The following is a 941-nucleotide window of genomic DNA, read 5'->3' on the forward strand; positions in this document are numbered from 1 at the left end:
GCCCGGATCTCGACATTGGATTTGTAGGTCACGGTCTTGTCACCGGCTTTCACGGTGAGCACCCCATTGAAGCGCGCCGCCTGCAGCGCCTCGCGCTGGGCCTTGAGTTGTTCGAGGGTCATGGGCAGCTGCCTTGCAAGCCTGCACGCAATGGCTTATACTTGTACAGTAAATAGCACAATTTAAAAGGAGCCATCGTCATGCGTGTGGTGAATTTCTCTGAGGCACGAAACAGCCTCAAAAACGTGATCGATCAGGTCATTGACGATGCCGACTACACGGTCATCGCACGCCGGGATGCCCCCGATGCGGTGGTGATGTCGCTGGACACCTTCAATGGACTGATGGAGACCGTCCATCTGCTCAAATCACCGGCGAACGCCGCCCACCTGGCGCGCTCCATCGAGCAGTACCGCCAGGGACAGGTGAAGCAGCAGGACCTGGTCGATGCCGATTGAAGACAAACTGCTGAAACTGACCTGGACCCTGGCCGCCTGGGACGATTACGAATACTGGCAAGGCCAGGATCGGAAGACGCTCAAGCGCATCAATGCCCTGATCAAGGATTGCCTGCGCCACCCCTTTGAGGGCATTGGCAAACCCGAACCTCTCAAGGAAAACCTCTCGGGCTTCTGGTCGCGCCGCATCGACGACACCCACCGGCTGGTCTACTGCGTGGATGAGCGGGCCCTGGTGGTGATCGCCTGTCGTTACCATTACTAGTAACACCCTCACACGAAAGCCCAACGCGCCAAGGCCCGAGCCGAGAAGAAGCCGCGCATCGGCGAGGAGCACATCCGTCCCGACGGCAGCGTGATCCGCTACGTGCGGGAAGAGGACGATGACCGCAAGCCCGTCGACCACTACCGCACCGTGGACACGCTGGCGCTGATGCTCCGCAATGGCAGCATCACCGGTGCCATGCACGATGCCGGCCAGCA

Annotated in this window: 3 protein-coding genes; 2 read left to right on the forward strand and 1 reads right to left on the reverse strand. The window is 59.9% G+C overall.

What is annotated here, in order from left to right; all coding sequences use genetic code 11:
• Positions 1-122 (reverse strand): phage head-tail joining protein (locus M622_RS40915; RefSeq protein WP_021251079.1); only part of this gene is annotated, 122 nt, incomplete at its 3' end.
• A 78-nt stretch (positions 123-200) separates the two neighbouring features.
• On the opposite strand from M622_RS40915, the gene M622_RS38530 reads away from it, so the two are divergent.
• On the forward strand, positions 201-458 hold the full coding sequence (locus tag M622_RS38530) for a type II toxin-antitoxin system Phd/YefM family antitoxin (protein ID WP_021251080.1): 258 nt from the start codon (positions 201-203) through the stop codon (positions 456-458).
• Positions 448-723, forward strand: a complete 276-nt coding sequence (locus M622_RS38535; RefSeq protein ID WP_021251081.1) for a Txe/YoeB family addiction module toxin — start codon at positions 448-450, stop codon at positions 721-723. The genes M622_RS38530 and M622_RS38535 overlap by 11 nt, the downstream gene beginning before the upstream one ends.
• The last annotated feature ends 218 nt before the right edge of the window (positions 724-941 follow it).

Source organism: Thauera terpenica 58Eu (assembly GCF_000443165.1).
Classification (GTDB): domain Bacteria; phylum Pseudomonadota; class Gammaproteobacteria; order Burkholderiales; family Rhodocyclaceae; genus Thauera; species Thauera terpenica.